Origin of the sequence: Actinomadura sp. CNU-125, assembly GCF_001942465.1 — a bacterium.
Classification (GTDB): domain Bacteria; phylum Actinomycetota; class Actinomycetes; order Streptosporangiales; family Streptosporangiaceae; genus Spirillospora.
This window is the reverse complement of the sequence record NZ_MKJY01000070.1, coordinates 1-19,137: the sequence shown is the minus strand read 5'-3', so window position 1 is coordinate 19,137 and position 19,137 is coordinate 1. Positions and strand designations below refer to the sequence as shown.

The 19,137-nt window shown below is 72.5% G+C and carries 16 protein-coding genes; 2 read left to right on the top strand and 14 right to left on the bottom strand.

Going from position 1 to position 19,137, the window contains the following annotated elements:
• Positions 1–1,311: SseB family protein (locus BJF79_RS09885; RefSeq protein ID WP_143219820.1), on the bottom strand; the 1,311-nt coding region annotated here is incomplete at its 3' end.
• Between the two features lie 321 nt (positions 1,312–1,632).
• Between BJF79_RS09885 and BJF79_RS09880 the strand changes: the two genes are divergently transcribed.
• A complete protein-coding gene (locus BJF79_RS09880; RefSeq protein WP_075896480.1) occupies positions 1,633–1,998 on the top strand; it encodes a hypothetical protein in 366 nt (121 codons plus the stop codon).
• A gap of 3 nt (positions 1,999–2,001) precedes the next feature.
• Here BJF79_RS09880 and BJF79_RS09875 read toward each other — a convergent pair whose 3' ends face one another.
• The 13 genes from BJF79_RS09875 to BJF79_RS09820 form a co-directional block, all read right to left on the bottom strand.
• Complete coding sequence (locus tag BJF79_RS09875) at positions 2,002–4,764, bottom strand: transglycosylase domain-containing protein (protein WP_262401785.1); 2,763 nt, start codon at positions 4,762–4,764, stop codon at positions 2,002–2,004.
• Between the two features lie 167 nt (positions 4,765–4,931).
• Entirely contained in the window at positions 4,932–6,062 is a 1,131-nt protein-coding gene (locus tag BJF79_RS09870; protein WP_075896478.1) for an FKBP-type peptidyl-prolyl cis-trans isomerase, read from the bottom strand.
• 165 nt (positions 6,063–6,227) lie between these two features.
• A complete protein-coding gene (locus BJF79_RS09865; protein WP_262401784.1) occupies positions 6,228–6,803 on the bottom strand; it encodes a hypothetical protein in 576 nt (191 codons plus the stop codon).
• A gap of 23 nt (positions 6,804–6,826) precedes the next feature.
• Complete coding sequence (locus tag BJF79_RS09860) at positions 6,827–7,594, bottom strand: class I SAM-dependent methyltransferase (RefSeq protein ID WP_075896476.1); 768 nt, start codon at positions 7,592–7,594, stop codon at positions 6,827–6,829.
• Between the two features lie 49 nt (positions 7,595–7,643).
• Complete coding sequence (locus BJF79_RS09855; RefSeq protein ID WP_075896474.1) at positions 7,644–8,690, bottom strand: hypothetical protein; 1,047 nt, start codon at positions 8,688–8,690, stop codon at positions 7,644–7,646.
• A 222-nt stretch (positions 8,691–8,912) separates the two neighbouring features.
• Positions 8,913–9,431 (bottom strand): ATP-binding protein, encoded by a 519-nt coding sequence (locus tag BJF79_RS09850; protein ID WP_075896472.1) that lies wholly within the window; start codon positions 9,429–9,431, stop codon positions 8,913–8,915.
• Positions 9,432–9,768: 337 nt separating this feature from the next.
• Positions 9,769–12,627 carry a hypothetical protein gene (locus BJF79_RS09845; RefSeq protein WP_075896470.1) on the bottom strand — a complete coding sequence of 953 codons (2,859 nt, stop codon included), beginning with the start codon at positions 12,625–12,627 and terminating at the stop codon, positions 9,769–9,771.
• Positions 12,624–13,433 carry an ATP-binding protein gene (locus BJF79_RS09840; RefSeq protein WP_262401786.1) on the bottom strand — a complete coding sequence of 270 codons (810 nt, stop codon included), beginning with the start codon at positions 13,431–13,433 and terminating at the stop codon, positions 12,624–12,626. Before BJF79_RS09840 ends, BJF79_RS09845 begins: the two co-directional genes overlap by 4 nt.
• The gene (locus BJF79_RS59145; protein WP_262401783.1) at positions 13,346–13,732 is read right to left on the bottom strand and encodes a hypothetical protein; all 387 of its coding nucleotides are present in this window, start codon (positions 13,730–13,732) and stop codon (positions 13,346–13,348) included. Before BJF79_RS59145 ends, BJF79_RS09840 begins: the two co-directional genes overlap by 88 nt.
• A gap of 43 nt (positions 13,733–13,775) precedes the next feature.
• Positions 13,776–15,215, bottom strand: coding sequence for a vWA domain-containing protein (locus BJF79_RS09835; protein ID WP_075896468.1), 1,440 nt, complete (start codon positions 15,213–15,215; stop codon positions 13,776–13,778).
• On the bottom strand, positions 15,212–16,588 hold the full coding sequence (locus BJF79_RS09830; protein WP_075896466.1) for a hypothetical protein: 1,377 nt from the start codon (positions 16,586–16,588) through the stop codon (positions 15,212–15,214). The genes BJF79_RS09835 and BJF79_RS09830 overlap by 4 nt, the downstream gene beginning before the upstream one ends.
• Positions 16,588–17,058, bottom strand: coding sequence for a hypothetical protein (locus tag BJF79_RS09825; protein ID WP_262401782.1), 471 nt, complete (start codon positions 17,056–17,058; stop codon positions 16,588–16,590). The genes BJF79_RS09830 and BJF79_RS09825 overlap by 1 nt, the downstream gene beginning before the upstream one ends.
• A 107-nt stretch (positions 17,059–17,165) precedes the next feature.
• Positions 17,166–18,419, bottom strand: a complete 1,254-nt coding sequence (locus BJF79_RS09820) for a hypothetical protein (protein ID WP_075896462.1) — start codon at positions 18,417–18,419, stop codon at positions 17,166–17,168.
• Positions 18,420–18,568: 149 nt separating this feature from the next.
• Here BJF79_RS09820 and BJF79_RS59140 point away from each other — a divergent pair.
• The coding region (locus BJF79_RS59140; protein ID WP_262401781.1) for a hypothetical protein at positions 18,569–19,137 on the top strand (569 nt) is incomplete at its 3' end.

The window sequence follows — 19,137 nt, the reverse complement described above, 5'->3', positions numbered from 1 at the left end:
AGGGCGCGCCACCTGGTCGCCGGGCATGCTCGCGTCGATGGGGGTGCCGGGGTTGAGGACGAACGTCCACGCGGTGTCGGGCCACGCGGACACCATGTCGAGGAGGGTCGGCATCACGAAGCGCGACGAGCTGAGCGCGTCGTTCATCCACTTCAGCGACGTGAAGACCTGGATGGACGTGCGGCCGTGGACGTTGACGGGCTGCCACGGGAACGCCGGGTCGTCGGGGGTGATGCCCCATGGGGTGTCGGGTTCGGCGGGGACGAGGACCTGCGCGCCGAGGAGGATCCTGTAGAAGGTGTCGGTGTCGCGGCGGCGGGCGGCGTCGAAGAGGCGCTGCTCGATCTCGTTCTGCGGCTCGAACCCGTCGGTCATCCGCTGCGCGGCGCGCTGGTCGGCCCAGGTCGCGAGGCCGGGGAGCTGCTGCGCCTGGACGGTGCCGCCCGCGGGGGAACCGGAGTTGATCGCGAGCTGCCAGTCGGGGTGCGGCCAGTAGCGGAGCGCGACGGTGAACGGCAGCCGGATGTACTCGGTGCCGGTCCCGGCGGCGCGTGCGGCCTCGATGAGGCGTTCGGGGGACGTGAAGACGGGGACGACCGTGGCGCCGTCGACGTCGCGGGTCTGCCACGGGAAGCCGGGGCGGCCGGGACGCAGCGAGTAGTCGGTGTCCTCGGGGACGGGCAGGAGCACCTCGGTGCCCGCGAGCGTCTGCAGGAAGAGGTCGTGGTCGTTGTTCGCGGCGGCGCGCAGCAGTTCGCGTTCGACGTCGTTGGCGGGCTGGAAGTCGGGACGGCGGGTCTCGCGGGGCAGGTCGCGGTGCTGCCCGCGGAGTTCCTCCCACGGCCCGTCGGTGCCCGCGCCGGGACGGCCGACGCGGGGCGGGCGCCCGTCCCCTTCGGCGACCTGGCGGACGAACCAGGAGGGCAGCCGCGATTCGATGGGCAGCACGGCGTCGCCGCCGGGCCCGGGGACGTCCACGGCGAGCCACCAGGCGGGGTCCGGCCAGCCCTGCGCGATGTCGCCGAACCGCAGCGTCATGAAGTGCCGGTAGGCGGGGCCGAGGCAGGCGCGCATCGCCGCGGCGGAAGTGTAGGTCAGGACGTGGACGCGGCCGTCCTCCTCCTGGGTGGGCCACGTCGGCTGCGCCGTGTTGGCGAGGACGTCGTCGACGGCGTCCGGCGGGACGGGCAGCACCAGTTCGGCTTCCGCGAGGACGCGGAAGTAGCCTTCCTGGTCGCCGGCCCGTACGCTCTCGTGCAGTCGGCGCTCCAGTTCCGACGTGGGTCGCCACGCGTCGGCCACGGTCGCCACCCCCTGTTTCTTCCGTGCTCGTCCCCACGCGACTGCCTACGCTACATGGGCGAACAGGACCAAAGAGCCCATACGTCCGGCCCTGCGGGAGTCCCCGCAGGTCAGCGGGGCGGCCCGGTCCGCGAGGGTGATGCGGATCCGGAACGGACCTCGTCCCGGCGTGCTGGTCCACCGACAGCGTAAGCGCCGGGCCGCGCGCTCACCACCGGTCCGCGACACACGACACTAACCCGCCGCGCGTCGCGCGTTTCCGGGACGTCGGCTGTGCCGCGATACGGAAGTATGTGCGGAGCCGACCGGGCATCGAGGGGGAGGGATCCAATGCCGATTCGGACACTGGCCGGAGTCGCGCTCGGCGTAGTGCTGCTCAGCGGGTGCGGTGTGCTCAGCGGCAACTCGGGCGAGGTGTGCGCGTCCGTCACCGCGGAGTACCGGCGGTACGCGGCGGAGCTGGAGCAGGCTCCGGCCGCCGACGAGGGCAAGTGGCGGCAGGCGACCGAGCGGTTCGCCGGACGCGTCGACGCGCTGGCGAAGAAGGCGGACGATCCGCAGCTGACGGATGCGCTGCGCAAGCAGACCGCCCGCCTGCGCGCCGCCGCGACCGGGCTCGGTGAGGGCGATGTCGCCGAACTGGACGCCGTCCTGCGGGACGCGCCCGCGAAGATCGGCGCCGTCTGCGACGGCTGACGGTCAGCCCGTCGTGCCGGGCGGGTCGCCGCCGCCGGTGTCGCCGCCGCCCCCGGTGTCTCCGCCACCGCCGGTGTCGCCTCCGCCGCCGGTGTCGCCACCGCCTCCGTCGCCGTCACCGCCGCCGGTGTCGCCGCCGCCTCCGTCGTTTCCGCCGCCGTCGCCCGGGTCGGGCGGGCCGGTGCCGGGGATGTCGGTCGGCGGGACCGGCACTTCGGGGTTCTGCGGCCCGTCGGTCGGCGGCGCGTCGTCGTCGTCCGGCTCGGACTCCTCGGGCCGCCCGCGGTCGTCGCCGTCGCCGGTCTGCGGCGCGCCGCCGTAGCCGCCGCCCGGACGCATCGACGGCTCGCCGAACGACTTCGGTTCGAGGTCGGCGATGTCGACGGCCTCGGACATGTACGAGCGCCAGATCTGCGCGGGCAGCGCCCCGCCGTACGACCCGTACCCGGGGATGTTGAGCGGCTTGCCGTCGCTGTGGAACATCGCCACGGTCGTCGCCATCTGCGGGATGAACCCGTTGAACCAGATCGCCTTGCCCTTGTCGGTGGTGCCCGTCTTGCCCGCGACGTCTCGTCCGTCCGGAAGCTGGGCGCCCGTCCCGGTTCCGTACTGGACGACGCGCTGCATCGCGTACGTGGCGTCCCGGGCGTTCTGCTGGCTGAACGCCCGCTCGCCCTTCTCGGTGAAGGTGCGCTTGTGGCCTTCGTTGTCGGTGACCGACTTCACCGTGTACGGCTGCCGGAACACGCCCTCGGACGCGAAGGCCGAGTACACGCCCGCCTGCTGCACCGGGTGCAGCGACGCGATGCCCAGCGGGAGCGTCGCGGCGCTCTGCTGCTCCTTGGTGATCTGCGTGATGCCGAGCTTCTCGGCCATCTCGACGATCTTGTCGTTGCCGATGTCGCGGCCGAGGTTCACGTACGCGGTGTTGATCGAGTTCTGGGTGGCCTGCGCGAGGTTGACCGTCCCGAAGCTCTGGCCGCCGTCGTTCCTGATCGGGGTGCCGTTGATGTACAGCGGCGAGCTGCCGCTGTAGGTGCTGGACAGCGTCTTGCCCGATTCGAGCGCGGCGATCAGCGCGATCGGCTTGAACCCCGACCCGGCCTGCGCCCAGTCGCCGAACGCGCTGGTCAGCGCCTCCTCCAGGTAGCCGCGGCCGCCGTAGAACCCGACGACCTGCCCGGTGGCGGGATCGACCGACACCAGACCGGTCCGGACCTGCTTGCTCATCCCGTCCGGGGTGTTCGACTGGACGGCCTTCTTCGCGGCGTCCATCAGCCGCTTGTCGAACGTCGTCGTGATCTTCAGGCCGCTGCGGTTGATCTCGTCCTCGGTGTACCCGCGCCGCTCGGTGAGCTCCTTGCGGGCCAGGTTGACCATGTAGCCCTTCTGGCCCTTGAGGATGTCCGTGACGTGCTGCTCCACGGGTTCGGGCCACTTCAGCGCGTTCGACTCGGCGGCCGACAGCATGTTGTTGTCGACCATGTTGCCGAGGACCGACCGCCACCGCTGGTGGATGTACGCCTGGTTCTCCCCGGTCGGGTTCGAGAAGTTGCTCGGCTGCTGGATGGCCGCGGCGAGGTACGCGCCCTCCGCCGCCGTCAGCTCGCTGACGTCCTTGTCGAAGTACGACTTCGCGGCCGCCTGCACCCCGTAGGAGTTGCGCCCGAAATAGATCGTGTTGAGGTACTGCTCAAGGATCCAGTCCTTGGACTTCGACTGGTCGACCTTCAGGGCGACCATGATCTCCTTGAGCTTCCGGGTGATCGTCTGCTCCCGGCCGATGCCGCCGTAGTAGTTCCGGACCATCTGCTGCGTGATCGTCGAGCCGCCCTGCAGCTGCTTGCCGGTCACGGTCGACCACACGGCCCGCGTCGTCCCCTGGATCGACACCCCGGGGTCGTCGTAGAAGGTCTCGTTCTCCGCCGCGATCACGGCGTTGCGGACGTCCTCGGGGATGCGCTCCAGGTCGACCGCCGTCCGGTTCACGCCGGTCTTCGCGATCTGCGTCTCGCCGTCGGCGTAGTAGAAGATCGGCCCCTGCGCGAGCGCCTTCTCCTGCGGCGACGGCACCGGCGTGAACAGGTACGCGACGGCGAACCCCACCACGCAGAACCCGATGAACCCCAGCACGGCGAACAGGACCCGCCGCATGATGCGCCGCTTGCGGCTGCGCGTCTTCTTGCCGGGACTCTTCTTCCCCGGGCCGCCCGAACCTTCCTCGGACACCACGCCCCCCGACGCAGCCGTCGTCTCGGACGCGCCCTCCGCGCGTCCCCGATCCTCGCCGTCCGCGGACGTCCCGCCCGCATCGACGATCGTCTCCCCGGCACCCGTTCCCGCGGGCCGCCCGTCGAAGCCTTCCCCGGAGGTCTCAGGGGTCTCGGAGGTCTCGGAGGTTTTGGAGGATTCGGAGGTCTCGGCGGCCTCCTCGGCCTCGGTCGGCTCCGTGGTCTCGGTCGCCGTCTCGGCCGGCTCGTCCGGACGCTCGTCGCCGGGGCCGGCGCCGTCGGCGTCCGCGGAAGTCGCGGAGGGCGGGGAATCGGGGGCGGGGAGTTCCGATTCGGGGGGCGTCCGCTGGGTTTCGTCGTCGTGAGGGATGGGGGCTCCTGGCGCCTTGTCGCCGTTCTGAAATATGTCGTTCTTGTCGCTTATTTTGGGATCCGGTGGGGGAGCGGGCGCGGATCCCGCCTGGTCGGACGTCTGGTCGGGCGCGGTGCCGTCGCCTTCCCGGGCATCCCCGGCGTCATTTTCCTTGTTGCTCACAAGCCCCCCGTGATCAATGCGTTACCGACGATACCCGAGGGGGTCGGTGCGGCGAGCCGTCGAAGATAAGGACGGCCGATGCGCCCGCGGGGTTGTCGTCACAGGACGAACGCGCGGGCGGCGGAACCCGGTTCCGGGTTCCGCCGCCCGCGGATGTGCTCGTTGTCTCAGAACTTGGCGAGGACGTCCACGATGAACACGAGGGTGTCGTCGCCCTTGATCCCGGCCTGCGGGTTGCCCTGCTCGCCGTAGCCCTCGGCGGGCGGGAGGACGAGCATGACGCGGCTGCCGACCTTGACGCCGGTGAGGCCCTTGTCGAAGCCGGGGATGGTGGCGCCCTCACCGATCGGGAACGCCTGCATCTGCCCCGTCTCCCAGCTGGAGTCGAAGACCTTCCCGTCGCGCCAGAGCCGCCCCTGGTAGTTCATGATCGCCTTGTCGCCCTTGGCCAGCGCCGGGCCGGTGCCCTCGACGAGCGTGACGGCCTTCAGCTCCTTCGGCGCGTCCCCGTCGGGGATCTTCACCTCGGGGGCCTTGCCCGCGCCCTTGTCCTCGACGGTGGGCAGGTCCTTGTCGGAGACCTTCTTCTCGGTGCCCTTCGGGACCGCGTTCGCCGGGACGGACGCGCGGATGTCGGCGACGAAGAGCAGCGATTCCTTGCCCGTGAAGCCGAGCTGCTGGCCCTGCTCCGCCGGGAAGCCCTTCTCCGGCGGGATCTCCATGACGACGCGGCTGCCGACCGTCTTGCCGACCAGGCCCTCGTCGAGGCCCTTCACCGGGCTCTCCCCGACCTTGATCGTCGTGACGCCGTCGCCCTGGTCGTAGGTGCTCTCGGACTTCTCGTTGGTGCTCTTGACCTTCGAGTCCTCCGGGTCGTCCTTCGCCGACCACTTGTAGTAGACGAACTGGAGGAACGCGGTGTCGCCCTTGGCGACCTTGTTCCCCTCGCCCACGATCGGCGTCGACACGTTCATCGTCTTCGGCGGCGCCACCTCGGTCGGGATCTCGACCTTGGGCGCCTTGCCGAAGGAGCCGCTCACCGACACGGCCGGGCCGGGACGGGTGAGGTAGTACGTCGTTCCGCCCGCGATGGCGACGACGGCGACGACGGCGCCCGCGATGGCGGCGATCCGGCGGCGCTTCGCCTGCTTGGCGGTGAGCGCGGACGGACGGTTCAGGCCGCTGCCGCGCCCTGCGCTGATGCCGTGCGGGGTGAACTCCGGGCTCCGGATGCTCTTGGCGTTCGGAATCTTCGCCTTGACCGCCGGTTCGCCCCGGGGCTTGTCATCCTCGGACATGTTTCCTCACTCGCTCCGGGGTCGACGACAACACGAATGACCACCCTTCCAGGCCCGGGCTAAGCGCAGCGTGAAAACCGCGTGAAGGAGGCCGACCCGCAATCTACCGGTCAAACCCCCGTGAAGTGGCCGCGCTCGGCGGGCCCGGAAGCGGCACCCAGCGTACTAACTCCGGGCCAGAACGCGACGCTTGCCGCCCTGCACGTCCCGCTGGTCGAGAACGCGGAAACCGTCCGGGAGCAGGGACGCGGGCTCCCCGGGGGCCAGGCACCACTCGGCGGGCAGGTGCGGACGGTCCCGGCGCGCCGCGGTCGTGAACGCCTCCCAGGCGAGCACGCCGCCGGGCGCGACGCGCCGAGGGCGGCGGCGAAGACGGCGCGGTCCCAGAAGCCGGTGCACAGGACGGCCGCGAACGCGGGGCCGGGCGGGCGCCACGTCCCGAGGTCGGCCTGGACGAGCGTGATCCGCGCGGCGAGCCCGCGGCGGCGGGCCGCGGCGCCGAGCCGGTCGAGCGCGACGTCGGAGATGTCCACGGCCGTCACGGAACGTCGGCGTCGGCGGCGAGCAGCGCCGCGCCGGACGGCCCGCACGCGAGGTCGAGGACGGGCCCGTCCGGGGCCGCGCGGAGCGCTCGGCCGCGAGGGGATGCGCGGACGGCACGCGCCCGTCCGCGCCGTGCTTGGCGTTCCACCGGACCCGGTCGGGGTGTTCGGCCAGTTCCGGCGGCACGCTCTCGTCCATGATCCCGAGGGTACAGTCCGAGGTCAGCGGCGTTCCGCGACCAGCAGCATGAACAGCGCCGCCGGGAAGCCCTTGCGCCACCACGGGTCGTCGCGGAGCTGCTCCGGCGTCGGATGCGGCTCGCGCAGGTCGGCGATCACGAAGCCGGAGTCTCGGAGCGTTCCAGAGTAGTACTCGAGCGGCCGGAGCCACGATGTGATCATCGAGGGGGACTCCAGGCCGTCCACGTTGAAGTACTGGTCGACGCCGCGCGGCCGGAAGTAGCTGGACGCCGAGACGCTGTTCCCCGCGCCCTGCTCGGAGTTCTCCACGTAGAAGCAGGGGTGCAGGGTCAGCACCACCAGCCGTCCGCCGCTGCGGAGCACGCGCGCGAACTCCCCGATCGCGGACGTCGGGTCGTGCAGGTGGCTGAACAGGTGGTTGCAGACGACGAGGTCGAACTCGGCGTCCGCGGCGGGCACGTCGTCGACGCTGGCGCGGACGAACGACAGCGAGCCGTCCCCGCCGGGCGGCGGAGCCGCGGCGGCCGCGTCGATCAGGCCCTGCGAGACGTCCACTCCGAGGACGTCGGCGCCCTGCGCGGCGAGCGTCCGGGCGACGTAGCCCTCGCCGCAGCCGGCGTCCAGGACGCGCAGCCCCGCGGTGTCGCCGATCGCGTCGAGGACGGCCGCGTCGGTCAGGTCCGTCCGGTACCGGTCGCGGCGCTCCCGGATCACCTTGACCCAGTAGTCCGCGTTGTCCTCCCATCGACGCCGTGTCAGATTCGCAATAGCTTCCGCCGTGTCCTCCACCGGCTCCCCATTTCTTCCCGTCGAGTCGCGGCCGCCCCGGGCCGCCGGCTCAGGTGATGCCCTTCAGCTGCCGCACCAGCGTCTCGCAGGTTTCCCGGATTCTCCTGTCCGTGCAGTCGGCCGCCCGCAGTTCCAGCGCCCGGATCAGCTCCGGGAGCTTGCCGCCGAACGCGCGGTCGCGCCGCAGGGCCAGCGGAACGTAGGTGGACGCCAGGTAGTACACGCAGGCGTCGTTGTAGGCGGTGATCTCCCGCAGGACCTCGTTCGCGGTGTTGCGCAGCGACAGCGAATTGGGGAGCGTGAAGTCGGAGCTGATCCGCCCGTCCCGCATGTAGGTGGGGAACGACCACTCCTCCAGCGCCGCGTAGACGGGCGTGGCGTCCAGTTCCCTGCGGTAGCGCTCGGCGAGGTCGAGGTCGCCGGACTTGATGAGCTGGCCCATCACGACGCCGCGCATCATGAACGCGTTCTGCCGGCCGGGCACCTCGAAGCCGAGATCGGTCTCCAGCTCCGCGCCGATCTTGCTGACCTGGTGCGTCAGGATGTTGAGCGCCAGGATCGAATGGAAGGAGTACGACTTGCGGTTCAGCCGCGGCGCCAGTTCGACCGACGACTCGAAGAGCCGCTGCGGATTGCGCAGCAGGCCCGTGCCGGGCTCGGTCGAGTAAAGCGATTCGAGCGCGCTGTCCTGCTCGCGTCCCCAGAACCGGGCGATGAACGAGGACGTCTTCTGCGTGGCCTGTCCGCGGACGATGTGCAGCCCCGCCTCCAGGGCGTTCAGCAGGTGCTGCTGCGGGAGCCCCGACCGTTCCAGGACCCCCACGTCGACGTCGAGGCCCTCGTCGTGCAGGTCGGCGACGAGCGCGTCGCGGCGCTTGCGGACGGCGTGCGCCATCGCGTACTCGGCGATGCCGGGAACCGACGACATGAGCGCCTGCAGCGACCGTCCGGTGACCCGGTCGAGCCATTCGGCGTTGTCCCACAGCCGGAAGACGGTGCTCTCGTCCAGCCCGGAGAAGGCCGCCACGTCGGACATGTTCAGGCCCATGTCCTTGGTGATCTCGGAGAGTGACTTCGGCTCGCCGTCCGCGGTCATCGCCCGTCCCGGGGGAGTCAGGTGTGGACGGTCCGATCGTAGCGAAACCGGACGTGCCGGACGGATCGGAACGGTGGAGCAGGCGGTCGCGGGCATGGCGTCGGTCCGCTCACACCGGCCCGCGGGCGCGACCGGCGACGGTGGCGGATGCGGTGACGAGGACCCGTGCGGCGTGGTCCAGGAAGCCCCTGTTCGCCTGGACGAGCCGCATGGGACCCGGTGTCACGGCAGCCGCCACCCCTCCTCGACCGCGAGCCCGAACCAGAACACGGCCGTCGCGTGCGGGCCGCGGTGGGTGCCGAAGTCGGCGGCGAGCGCCTTCAGCAGCGCCAGCGACCGGCCCTCCGGCGGGGCCGGTTCGTCCGCGCCGCCGGGACGTCCCGGCGGCGGCCCCCCGTCGGTGATCTCCACCCGGACGAACCGGTCGATGTGCAGGACCGCGAGCATCACGGTGCCGTCCGCGCGCGGCCGTCCGTGCACCACCGCGTTCGTCATGGCCTCGCTCGTCAGCAGCTCCAGATCGCCGAGCCGGGACCGCTGGGCGCCGAAATGCTGCCCGACCAGCTCGCGCACGTAGGAACGGGCGAGCCGCACGGCGGGCGGCGTGGCGGCCAGGTCGATCTCCCCGATCAGCCGACCGGACGAGCCGTTGGTGCGGGCTGCGGGGGCGGAAAGCTCCAGAGCGGGCGCGGAAACCGGGACGAGCACGGGCGTTCCGGACCACGTGTCGGTGGCGTTCATGGCGGCGGCGGCTTCACGTCTCCGTGTCGGGCTGTAAGCGAACATCATGTTCCATGACCTGGTGGGAGTCGGCATCGGCGTGGAACGCTGCGGGCCGCCCGGCATTCCGCACGCACGACCCGTACGACACACACTCTGACGCAGCGCAGGGGCCCGGTCACGGTTGCTTGCGCGCGCGCAAGCGGCCTGCGCCCGCCTGCACCGCGTCACGCACCGTCCAAGATCCAGCGCGTCCCGATTCGGGGAGGGGCGCCCGGCGGGCCGCCGGGACGGGGACCGCCCCCGCGCCCGGGAGGGAGCGCGGGGGCGGAGCGGACGCCCGGGGACTACCGGGGGACTACCGGACGCGCAGGGCCGCGACCGCGCCGGGCGCGGCGGGATGGCGCGCCACCAGGGCGGACGCCTCGCCGCCGCCCTCTCCCGTCCCCGCCGCCGGCCGCCACTCGACCGGGTGGCCGAGCAGGGACGCGACGGCGTCGCAGGCCCCCGGCTGCCCCGCCAGCAGGTCCGTCACCGGGCCGGACGCGACGGACGGTGCGGCGCCGCCGACCCCCGGCGCTTCCGCGGACTCCGACCACGACGGCGTCCACGCGTCCAGTGCCGGGAGGGAACCGGGGAACGTGCGGGCCGCCTCGTGGACGAGCACCGGGACCATCTCCCGCGCGTGGTCCTTCAGCGTCGTGATCAGCTTCGGCAGCCATGGGAGCAGCATCCGATCCGGGAGCCGCCCGAACGCCTTCGACAGGACCTCCACGACCAGCGGCGCGAGCGACGGCGCGGGGTCGAGCGCCTGGACGAACCCGCTCAGATAGTGCGGGAACGACGGGATCGACAGCGGCGACGCCAGCAGCTCGTCGCAGCGGGCCCGCACGTCCGCCAGCGGCATCATCCCGAGCTGCGACTTGGCCGCCCACAGCAGCGCGATCTTCGCGGGCGACTCCGGATGCGACTGCCGCACCGCCAGTTCGAGCTGGGCCCGCTCGCAGCCGAGCGACAGCGCGAGGCTCTCCATGCCGAGCAGGAACCCGAGCATCGCCGCGACCTGCCGGACGCCCGTGTCGTCGTCCACGAACGCGGTCGGCAGCAGCGTGCAGTAGTGCGTGTACCCGGCGGTGACGAACTCGCGGCACCAGTGCGGCAGCTCCGGCTCGGTCGCGCGGTAGTGCGCGAGGAGACGGCGGATCCGGCGCAGCACCTCGGGGGCGTCGTCCACCGTCCGCTCGGCGGCGAGCAGCTCGACGGCCCGCGCGCCCAGCTCGTCCGCGAACCGCTGCGCGCCCAGGTAGACGACGGCGTCCTCGACCGCGCGCAGCGCCGCGGCGGCGGTCGCCTTCGGGTCGTACACGGCGCGCCGCAGCCGCCGTTCGAGGACCTGCTCGGCGGTGACGCCCTCGTAGCCGAGCTCGACCAGCGACCGCTGGTTGCGGCCGATCGCCAGGTCCCAGCTCTCCTGGATCGACCGCTCGCCCAGCTCCCGCGCGCCCATGATCGGACGGACGGCGTCGTCGGGCAGCAACCGCCGCAGCACCCACAGCAGATCGGAGCACGACCGCAGGTCCGGATCGGCGTCCAGGTTCAGCAGCGCCCGCTGCACCGTGCGTTTCTGCAGGTCGAGGCCCAGCGGCTCCAGCCGGTCGAGGACGTCGCGGGCCAGCGGCGGCAGCGACTCGTACCCGACCTGCCCGACCCGGTCGCCGCCGAGCAGGATCTCGCACAGCCGCGTCACGTCCCGGCGGCCCGGCACCCGGTCCTTCTCGATGCAGGTGACGGCGGCGTCCTGGAAGTCGTACGGGGTCGGCCGGGTCCGGCCCCGCATCCCCGCGAGCAGGATGGACGTCTCGAACACCGCGATCGCGTCGGCGGTGGACGCCAGGTACCCGTTGCGGCGCGCCAGCCCGACGATGTCGACGCACCAGCCGAGCAGCTCCGACTCGTCCAGCGGGTCGAGGGCGGGCGGGCTGGACAGGAACCCCGACAGGCGGTCGGTCGCCGCCGCGTCCACCGGGGGCGCGGCGGCGGCCTTCTTCTTCCCGGCGGCCGACACGCCCCGCTGGCCCTTCAACCGGAACGGCTTCACCCCGCCCCGCTTCACCGCCTTCGCGAACGTCGCCGCCGCGATCGACACCGACCCCGAGGCCAGCCCGAACTGCGCCTCGATCGCCGAATGGCTCGACGGGATCAGCCCGTACCGCCACTTCGTCGCCGTGCGCGGCGCGATCTCGAACGGCTCCGCCGACCCGTCCGGCCCGTCCCGTTTCTCCGGGTGCAGGCCGAACTCGTCGACGCGGCTGACGGCGTGGGACGCGCCGCACACGTACAGGCAGTCGGCCGGATCGGCGCCCGTCGCGGCGATGTGCTCGCGCATCCGCGTCCACATGTGCCGCTCGCGCAGCTCGTTCCGCCGCAGGTTCCGCGAGTGCGGGTCCAGCCGCCGGAACAGGCTGCCGATCAGCGTCATGACCTGCCGGTACGTGGCGTAGTCGGCGCCCGTGAGGGGCTGTTCGACGTACTGGTCCCACCACTCCGACCAGTGCCGCACCTTCCCGTGGTGCAGCAGGTGCTCCTCCAGCTCGGCGAACCCGGGCCGCAGGTCGCCGATCTCGACGCCGACCGCGTCGCCGTGCAGCGCGTCCTCGTCGTCCGCCCCGACCCCGCCGGACGGCGCGGGCACAGCGTCGGGCACGGCGTTGGCCTCGGCCCCGGAGGCGTCCTCGTCCCGCAGATCCCACTGGTAGACGTGGTCGGTGGAGCGGTCGACGAGCACCAGCTCGACCCCGGCGGTCTCCTGCGCGTACGCGATCGCCTGGTACTCGGCGGACGCCTCGGTGATCGGCGCGACGACGCTCAGCGGCGCCCACTTCTTCGGGAACCCGTCGAGCTCGTTCGCGAACGACTGCAGCGCCACCGGCAGCCGGCAGTTCTTCAGCTCCGCCAGCAGCGGCGCGAAGTCCTCGCACATCTCCAGGTAGACGACCTTCGGCCGCTTCTCCCGCAGCCGCCGCGCCATCGCCAGCGCCGACGCGGGCGAATGGTGGCACACCGGGAAGATCTCCAGCTCCTCCGCCAGCGCCCGGTCGACGTCGTCGACCAGCGCGGCGAGCAGCCGTGCGACCCCGTCCTCGCCGGAGTCGCCGCCGAACGCGCGCGCCGCGTCCAGCAGCTGCCCGCGCAGCGGGTCGAACACGCCGGTGCTCAAGACAGGGTCGCGATCGTGTTGCGGCCGCCCTCCAGGAAGCCCCGCCAGGTGCCGTCGTCCTTGCCGCGCGGCTCCACGACCCCGTGCCAGAACTTGTTGAGGATCGCCAGGTCCTCGGGGGCGCGGCGGGCCAGCGACCCGACGAGCGAGCTGCCGAGCGTCTCGGCCGTCAGCGCCCGCTCACCGAAGAACTGGCTGTGCAGGATCGCGTCCTCCAGCACGCCGATCTGCTCCGCCGTCGACAGCGCCGACTCCAGCTTCTCGTCGTCGCTGGTCGCCGACTCGGCCGCCGACCGCAGGTCCGCGAAGCTCTGCAGCAGCACGTCCAGCAGCGTCGGCGGCACCTCCAGGTCGATCTCGTGGCGGCGCAGCAGCTCCGCCGTCCGGAACCGGACGATCTCCGCCTCGCTCTTCTTGTTCGTCACCACCGGGATCCGCACGAAGTTGAACCGCCGCTTCAGCGCGGACGACAGGTCGTTCACGCCCCGGTCGCGGCTGTTCGCCGTCGCGATGATCGAGAAGCCGGGCTGCGCGAACACGATGTTGTCGTCGTCCAGCTCGGGGATCGACACGTACTTCTCCGACAGGATCGAGATCAGCGCGTCCTGCACGTCGCTCGTCGAGCGGGTCAGCTCCTCGAACCGGCCGATCACCCCCGACTCCATCGCGGTCATGATCGGCGACGGGATCATCGCCTCCCGCGACTGGCCCTTCGCGATCACCATGGACACGTTCCACGAGTACTTGATGTGGTCCTCGGTGGTGCCCGCGGTGCCCTGCACCACCAGCGTCGAGTTCCGGCAGATCGCCGCCGACAGCAGCTCGGCGAGCCAGCTCTTGCCGTGCCCGGGTCGCCGATCAGCAGCAGGCCCCGGTCGGACGCCAGCGTCACGATGCTCCGCTCCACGAAGCTGCGGTCGCCGAACCACTTCTGCGGGATCTCCCGGTCGATACCGTCCGCCCGCTCCGACCCGAGCACGAACAGCCGCACCATCCGCGGCGACAGCCGCCACGCGAACGGCTTCGGCCCGTCGTCGATCGACTCCAGGTAGTCGAGTTCCTCCGCGTACTTCGTCTCGGCGGGGGCGCGCAGCATCTCGGACATGACTCTCCTCATCGTCTGTGTGATCGTCTGGGGGCCTGGGACTTCAGGCCAGGAAGTTCTTGAGCTCGGCCACGAGCTTGGTGATGCGGCCGGACAGGACGGGCGTGCCGAGCCCCTTGAACCGCTCCCGGAACCACGGGTTCACCACCGCGCTGCCCGAGCTGTTCACCGACCCGACCGGGATGAACTTCGCCCCCGACCGGTGCACCGCCTCGAACTGGGCGAAGATCGCCTCGCCCGCCCACTCGTAGAAGTCGGAGATCCACACCACGACCGTGTTGCGCGGATCGGTGATCTTCGGACGCGCCAGCTCCAGCGCCGCGCGCCCGTCCGTCCCGCCGCCCAACTGCGTGCGCAGCAGCACCTCGAACGGGTCGTGCACCCACGGCGTCAGGTCCAGCGCGCGCGTGTCGTAGGCGACCAGGTGGACGTCCACCTTCGGCAGCCCCGCGAAGATCGACGCCAGGATCGTGCAGTTCACCATCGAGTCGACCATCGACCCCGACTGGTCCACCACCACGATCATCTTCGCGGGCGTCATCCGCTTGGCGGTGCGCTTGTAGAACAGCTTGTCGACGTAGAGCCGCTCGTCCTCGGGGCTCCAGTTCGGCAGGTTCTTCCAGATCGTCCGGTCGATGTCGAGGTTGCGGAACACCCGCTTCGGCGGCACCGACCGGTCGATCACGCCCGCGCTCGTCTGCTGCACCTGCGTCCGCAGCACCTCGGCGACCTCGTCGACGAACCGCCGGATCAGCGCCTTCGCGTTCGCCAGCGCCACCCCCGACAGGTTCGCCTTGTCCCGCAGCAACTGCTCGATCAGCGACATGCTCGGCGACAGCCGCCCCGCCAGCCGCGAGTCCGCCAGCACCTCCCGCAGCGCCATCCGCCGGACGAGGTCGCCCTCCATCTCCGACAGCTTCCCGGCGATCTCCCGTCCGCCCTCGTCGCCGAGCGCGCACTTCAACCACCCGGCGTCCTTCTGCCAGTCGGCCAGCTGCGTCGCCGACACCGCCCCGGACCCGGTGGCGAACGTGTTGAGCAGCAGCTTCGACATCAACGCGGCCCGCCGCACGGAAACCGCACCGTCCACGCCGTCGCCGTCCGGTATGTCGGCGACGTCGGCACCGGTGTCGGTCTCCGACACCGCGCCGCCGTCACGTCCGGTTTCGGCGGCTTCATCGTCCGTACCGGAAGTCGGGCCCGCGCCCGTGGCCCCGGCGTGCGCGGTCACGGACGGGACGTCCGGTGCGGCCGGGGGCTCGGCGAGGTCGGCCAGGGACTCGAACTCGGGGCCGAGGTCCGGGAAGCGCTGGACGAGGTTGTCGACCGACGTGCCCGGGTCGAGCAGCGCGGGCGGGAGACCGAGGTCGTCCACGATCGCGACGCTCGACGACTCCAGCGCGGGCTGCTCCTCGGGCTCGAACAGGCGGGCCAGCAGCCGCCAGTACAGCACCTGCCGCCGCTTCTCCTCGATATCGCTCATTTCCGCAGCAACCGTCCCGCCCGCTCGCGCAGCACGCCCACGGCGTCGCCGGTCCGGTTCGCGGCCTTGAGTACCTTCGGGTCGGTCGGGCCGAGCGCCCAGTCGCCCGTGCAGGCGTCGACCGGCTTCTTGCGCACCGTGGCCTGCACCGCCAGCGGCTGCACCCGCCACACGCCGCCGTCCCACCGGACGAGCCCGATGCAGGACGACGAGGCCCGCACGAGTTCGGGGGTGACGGGCCCGCATGCGGGCAGCCGCTCGAAGTCGATGTCGACGGCGCGTCCGTCCAGCTCCAGGGACGTCCCGTTCACCGTGTACCCCTCCAGGAACACCGGTTCGGCGATGCGCACCGGGTGCCGGTCCAGCGGCGGCACCCCCGGGGCGACCGCTTCCGCAAGCTGCACCCGTGCCATCGCAAAGGGATCGACCTCCTTGCCCGCGCGCGCTTTGCCGTCGTCCCAAATGAGGTCGCCGGACGGCCGGAGCGGCATGTCCGTGACGTTGAGGCAGCGGCGTTCGGCGAGCGCCTTCAGCAGCGTCGGGCAGGCGTCCAGGAGGCGCCACAGTTGCGGGCCCGTGATGGTGTCGACCTTCGGTGCCGCGACGGACGTCCGCACGAGCCGCGCGCCGCCGTCGGCCTCCAGCACCCCGTGCACCTGCACCTGGACGGACGTGCCGTGTTCGTGCACGTCCGCGCCCAGCACCAGCAGCCGTCCGGACACCTCGTCGGCCGCCGTCGCCGCCGCGCCCGACCGGGTCAGCAGCATGCCGCGCGCCCACAGGTCGGCCCAGCGGCGCTCCGGGATCGTCTCCATCGTCGCGACCGGCGACGACGCCCGCAGTTCGGCCGCGAGCCCGTCCAGCAGGACGGCCGCGCCGCGCAGCCGCGGCTCCTTCAGCAGCCCCTCGACGAACTGGTCGGCCGCCGACACCAGGTCGTGGTCGACGCCGCGCCAGCCCGCGATCGCCAGTTCGGCCAGCCAGGACCGGCAGCCGGCGAGCAGGTTCGCGGCGATGTCGTCGCCGCCGACGGCCGCGCACTCCGCGCGGGTGCGGCCCGCGGCCCCGTCCAGCCCGGCGAGCAGCGCGTCGTGCACCGAGCCGAGCAGCGCCGTGCGCGCCCCGGCCAGCGTCAGCAGATGCGCCTCCGCGACGGCCCCGGCGACGATCTTCTCGACCGCCTCGGCCGCCGGACCGCCCAGCGGCGACCCGGCGAGCGCCCCGGCGAACGCGGCCAGCGCCGCCGACTGCTCCGCGCCGAGCCGTCCGAACCCGGACGTCAGCGCCGCGTCGAACCCGTCGACCAGGCCGAGCGCCTCGTCGACCCCGGCGGGCGCCCCGCCGGTCAGTTCCTCGAACCCCACCGCCCGCATCAGTGCGTTCCTCCCGGGAACCAGTGCATTTCCGGCAGCGGCTCCGGCGACGCGGGCACCTCCAGGTACGCCAGGTGCCGCAGGAACCGGTTGAACACGACCGCCGCGGGCGCCGGGTCCTTCTGCCCGTCGAGCGCGTCGACCAGGTCGGCGTCCGCTGCGGCGTCGACCTTCAGGTACCGTGCGACCCGCTCCCGCCCGTACTGCAGGACGGCCTCGGCGACCAGCGACTGCAGATGCTTGCAGGGATACGACCCGCGCAGCCCGCCGCACGGACGGTTGTTGTTGGTGCTGCAGCTCAGCCCGTGCGTCCCCGCGGTGATCGACGAGACGTACACGCGCGCGACGTCCGAACCGCTGGACACGACGCCCTGCAGGCGCCCGTCCGCGAGTTCGACGAACGGCACCTTCGCCAGCTTCCGAGGCCGGACGGGCGGCACCACCCGCACCGAACTCGACCGTTCCCACACGCCCAAACCACGACCTCCCGCCGGTGGAACACGAACCGTTCAGCCGTGTCCCACACTGTCAGCGAGGTCCGACAATCCGGGGCTTGCGGACGGGCGCGGTGCGGTGGTCAGGAGCGGTGCATCCAGTGGCCGCCCGCCGACCAGCCGAGCAGGCGCCGGGCGTGCGGCGGCGGCCCGTCGTCGAGGCTCCCGCCGACCAGGACGTGCCGCAGCCCCGCCAGCGCGGGGTCGAGCCGCCGCACGGTGTGCGCGGGCTGCCGGTCGAGTTCGTCCTGCATCCACGCGACCACCGCGACCTGCTCCTTCACCCCGCACAGCGCGAGGAAGAACACGGCCTGCCGCCACGCGTACGCCGCGTCCTTGATCGTGCCGAGCGGGCGCGGGTTGCCGTGCACCTTCCGGACGAGCCGGTGCGCGGTGCCGAACGCGCGGCGTGCGAGCCCGTCCCAGCCGTCCAGCGGGTCGGCGCCGACGGGATGGACGAGCAGCGCCAGGTTGTGCGTCGTCAGGATCTGCGCCTGCTCGATGATCATGCCGTTCTCGGCCGTCGACCAGCCGCCCCGCACGCCCGCGCGCCGCTTGCACAGGTCGTCGAGCCGCTGCCTCTCCAGGGCGGGGTAGTCGATGCCGTAGTAGCGCGAGTAGAGGGTGCCGTCGAGGAGTTCCCCGGCCTGCAGTGCGGCTTTCGTGAACTTTCCGGAGAAACGCCCCATGAAGATGTCGGCGGCGAGTTCCTCCGTGAACGGGACGTCCAGGCCGGAGCGTTCGGCGAGCGTGCGGAGCTCCGCGATCAGCGGGTTCGGCAGGATCGTGCCCGGGAAGCCCTGCAGCGCCAGCTCGGCGAGCTGCCTCAGGACGCCGCGCACCCGCGCCGTCGTGGCGCCCGCGTGCCGGTGCCGTTCGGCGGCCCGCACCCACGGCAGCTCGTGCAGCCGGACCTGGCTCTCCAGGTTCGTCAGCAGCAGCGACCGCCGGTTCCGGAACGCCCGGTACGTCGCGGCCATCACCCGCCGCAGCGCCGGGTCCGCGTACGCCTCCGACGTCGCCGCCGCCGTCAGCTGCGGCACCAGCGCCGCCAGCACCTCCGCCGACGGGACGATCCCGCGTTCGACCAGCGTCGTCACCGGGGCTTCGAGCGCGAGCCCGACCGTGTCGCGCAGCCACCCGGGCACCGCCGTGCCCGCCGCGACGCCCGTGCGGCGCGCCTCGTCCGCGGTCACCGGGCCGACGAACGGCTCGACCGCGGGCACGCCCCCGCCGTCCGGTTCGCCCGCGAGGCGGGCCAGGACGATCTGCGCGATCGCGTGGTGCGGCGGCCGCGCGGCGTCCGCCGCCTGCCGCGCGCGCAGCGCCGCGTGCACCGCCCGACCCGGGCGTCCCGCGCCGGGCGACCATCGACCCGATCGCGTGCCCCAGCAGCCGGGACGGCTCCCGCCCCGCGAGGACGTCCGCCAGCGACGCCCGCAGGATCGCGGCGTTCTCCTTCGGCCTGCGGTGCTTGGTGCAGCGGGTGTGCTCGGCCGCGAGCCGCTCGTACCGCGCGAGCAGCGCGGCGCCCCGCACCCGCCAGCCGTCCGGTTCCACCGCGCGGACGCGCCCGTCCCGGACCGTCTCCAGCCAGTGCTCCAGCAGCTCGTCGGCGAACGGGTTCCACACGGCGAGGGCCTCGTTCATCGCCTCGACGGCCGCGTTCGGGCGCCGCGCGCCGAGCCGCCACCGGATCTCCGCGACGGGCTCGCGGTGCACCAGTGAGGCGTCCGCGGGCTGCGCGCCGGGCCGCGGGACGAACCGCAGCCGGTCGGCGAACGCGCCGATCTCGTCCAGGACCTCCAGCGCGCCCGCCCGGTCGCCCGCCCGCAGCAGCCACGCGACGACGAGCAGCGCCGACTCCTCCGGCAGGACGACCTCGTACCGTCCGTCGTCGAGACGTTCGCCGAGTTCGCGGACGCCGTCGTCGGTGAGCGCGCGCCGGAACAGCGCCGCGCGCCGCGCGGGCAGCCCGGCCCGCCGCGCCGCGTCCGCCTCGAAGCCGAGGAGGTCGCCGCCGCCGCGGCGGCGCCCGTCGCGAACCCGCCGCGC

Bases quoted from the DNA above. Each gene is read 5' to 3' on its own strand.
- BJF79_RS09880 (WP_075896480.1), top strand. From the start codon at position 1,633: ATGCCGATTCGGACACTGGCCGGAGTCGCGCTCGGCGTAGTGCTGCTC.
- BJF79_RS09870 (WP_075896478.1), bottom strand. From the start codon at position 6,062: ATGTCCGAGGATGACAAGCCCCGGGGCGAACCGGCGGTCAAGGCGAAG.
- BJF79_RS09865 (WP_262401784.1), bottom strand. From the start codon at position 6,803: ATGGACGAGAGCGTGCCGCCGGAACTGGCCGAACACCCCGACCGGGTC.
- BJF79_RS09855 (WP_075896474.1), bottom strand. From the start codon at position 8,690: ATGACCGCGGACGGCGAGCCGAAGTCACTCTCCGAGATCACCAAGGAC.
- BJF79_RS09850 (WP_075896472.1), bottom strand. From the start codon at position 9,431: ATGAACGCCACCGACACGTGGTCCGGAACGCCCGTGCTCGTCCCGGTT.
- BJF79_RS59145 (WP_262401783.1), bottom strand. From the start codon at position 13,732: ATGTCCGAGATGCTGCGCGCCCCCGCCGAGACGAAGTACGCGGAGGAA.
- BJF79_RS09835 (WP_075896468.1), bottom strand. From the start codon at position 15,215: ATGAGCGATATCGAGGAGAAGCGGCGGCAGGTGCTGTACTGGCGGCTG.
- BJF79_RS09830 (WP_075896466.1), bottom strand. From the start codon at position 16,588: ATGCGGGCGGTGGGGTTCGAGGAACTGACCGGCGGGGCGCCCGCCGGG.